We start from the raw sequence: 2,916 nt of genomic DNA, 5'->3' as shown, positions 1-2,916 counted from the left end.
TCCCCGGCATCCGACCGCCGGTGGCGGATTTCCAGTAGCTGGTCTGCCGCATCACAGACGTATTCCGTACGGCTGTCGGCTGTCTCCTTTGCCGTGAGCCGGCCCACCGCATCACGCGCCAGCCGGTGACGGATTTCACCGCCCCTGTCCCCGGTGAACACCACTTCCGTGACCGCGTTCAGCGCGTTGTAACGGTACGCCTGGCGGCAACCGTCCGGGTTTATCTGCTCCGCCAGACGGTCCAGCACATCGTGGCGGAACTGATAGCGTTCTCCGTTCTCGTTTGTCAGCCGGGTCAGCCGCCCGTAAGCGTCGTACCCGAACGCCGTCCTGCGTCCCGTCGCGTCCGTCCGGCTGCGCACCCGGCCCTGCCCGTCGCGTTGCCAGCGCGTTATCCTCCCCATCGGGCTGGTGTACTTCACCAGCCTGCCCGCCGCGTCCGACTGGTAATTCACCGTGCGGCCGTCCGCCAGTATCACCTCCACCAGGTGACCGCTGTCGTCATACCCGTAGCGGGTGCTGTGGCTCTGCGCGTCAGTCATCCGTATCAGCCGCGTGCGTTCGTCGTAGAACCAGGCCGTCTGCGCGCCGGAACAGTCCGTATGTCGCATGAGCTGCCCGTCTTCGTTCCACTGAAGGTATTTATTCCCCCCACGGGCATCGGTTATCTGTACCACCTGGCCGTGGCGGTCATACTGATACCGGGTGTTCTGTTGCAGCGGATCGGTCACGGCAAGAAGATTGCCGCGTTCATCGTACTCACAGCGCCAGCTGTTCCCCCCTGCATCCACTTCCGTTTCCGGTTCGTGCCACACCGGGTGCCACTGTGTCTGTGTCACCCGCCCGAGCGGGTCGTGCGTCTCCGTGATATGCCCCAGGCGGTCATACACATAGCGCCATTTGCCGCCCTGAGCGTCGGTCATCCCCAGCAACAGTCGTTCTTCGTCGCTCCAGCGGAACGTCATCACCTGCCCGGCTTCGTCCTGGTACGCCGTCACCTGATTCTGTGCATCCCACTGATGAAAGCGGGTACGGCCCATCCCGTCTGTCACGCATACCACACGTTCAGCCATCCGCCAGTCCAGACGGTATCGTGCGCCACTGTCGGTATGGTGGCCCGTCACGCGCCAGCCTGCATCATCCGGCCCTTCATACCGGCCCCACTGGTAATAATATCCTTCGCCGCCGGGCTGGCGGTGCAGCGTCATGCAGTGGTTTTCGTCGTAAGCAAACTCACGCAGCAGGTGCCCCGTGCTGTCGTACACGCCGTTCAGGTGGCCGGCCTCGTCATAGCTGTAACGACGCAGCAGTAAAGGAGCAGCCTCAGGGAAATGCTGATAAATCTGTGTCACCCGCCGGGGATGCGCCGCCAGTTCGTAATACAGACGGATGCACGGACGCTGCTGTTCGCCGCTGATTTCAGTGATGCGTCCCCGGTCGTCGTAGTACAGATTCAGACAGTTGCTGTTACGGTCGCCCAGCATTTTCAGCCGCTGGCGCTGCGGGTGGTGCGGGTCGGCCTCAAACAGAAAAAACTGTCCGTCATCGCTGCTGATAAGCCAGTGCCCCTGCTCACCACGCCGTACTGCCAGTCCTTCGCCGGGGCTGTAAAAGCCACTCCCCGGCAGCACGGCTTCCATATCCAGGCGTCGTCCCATACCCGACACAAAGGTCATGCAGTTTTCGTCCGCGTTACCCGGCGTGCGCACGAGGCTGACTTCATACATCACACTCCAGCCCTGACCAAACATCCCTTCCGTGCGTTCGTCACGACTGCTGTACACGCGCTGCCAGTCCAGCGGAAAGTGGCCCGGCAGGCTGAAGTCGAAGTCATCGTCATCGGCCAGGTATTTGGCCCCGGTGGCGGCATTGACCGGATGCGGAAGGGCTGTGGTGGCCTTCTGCGTCAGAATGCTCATTCCGATACTGGCAGCAAAACAGGCGATTTTAGAAAGCATTTTGCCCGGGCGAAGAAACATCAGCGCCACGGTTGCCACCAGGGTTATCTGCGACTTGCCGCTTCTGATATCCCTGACCACCAGTAACGGACCGCCAATGCGGACATCCGGTGATACAAATTCCCCGTCCCCCGGCTCATTCACCACCCTGGCCTCGCAGGTGCAGCGTGCCCCGCTGCGTGCCGCCGGCTGGCTGTTGATACGCACATCCCGCGCGCCTTCCGCGATATATTCCGCCGCGGGCGGTTCGTCATCACCTTTGAACAGATTACTGATACTACCAGTAACCGCATTCACTCCCTGAAAGGCGGTTTCCAGCATACCGACCGGATTTAACAGGTTAAGTGCCGTTCCCAGAGGGTCATCCAGAAAGGCGGCTTTTTTTTGTGCGAGTAACTGAGTCAGTGAGGAGGGATGTTTATGACAGTCGATTTTATCGTCAGGGGTCGGGGTGGAGCCAGGAGCCGCACTGGCCACGGTGGGCTGCCACAGTTCCGAAACAAAATGTGTCACGCCATCCACCATTTCAGAACGCCCTTCTTCCGTACTGAGCTGGTCGTGCAGCGCACGGGACATCAGCACAGGCCCTGTTACCGGGTTAACCGCCAGGGCTATTGCCCCCGCCATTTCCAGATATTCCCCGGCCACATCCCGGAACGTTCTGGCATCCTCCTGACGCTGCGCTTCTTCCTGTTCTGCCTTCGCCTGCGCTTCCTGCGCCTCAATGTCCTGCCGCGATGCCGCAGTCGCCGCTGCCCGCGCGGCAGGTTTGCTGTTGATCCATGTGTCGCCAGAGCCGGTGAGGATGTAACCTTCAGTCTGAGGAGGGAAAAGCATATTTGCGAGGTCTGAACAGGCTTCGCTGACCGTTTCTGTGGCGCCGGTGTACACCATCGCCACACCCACCACAAAACCGGTCAGCACGACGGCCGTGCATCCCATCGTGAACCCCACTGAC

General features: G+C 61.0%; 1 protein-coding gene. It reads right to left on the bottom strand.

Going from position 1 to position 2,916, the window contains the following annotated elements:
* Window positions 1-2,916, bottom strand: a 2,916-nt coding sequence (locus FEK46_RS23275) for a DUF6531 domain-containing protein (protein WP_138194852.1), incomplete at both ends; no start/stop codon positions are given.

The sequence above is a fragment of the Escherichia sp. E4736 genome, from assembly GCF_005781225.1.
Classification (GTDB): domain Bacteria; phylum Pseudomonadota; class Gammaproteobacteria; order Enterobacterales; family Enterobacteriaceae; genus Escherichia.
Note: the sequence above shows the minus strand (reverse complement) of the source record. Positions and strands in the feature narration are given on the sequence as shown.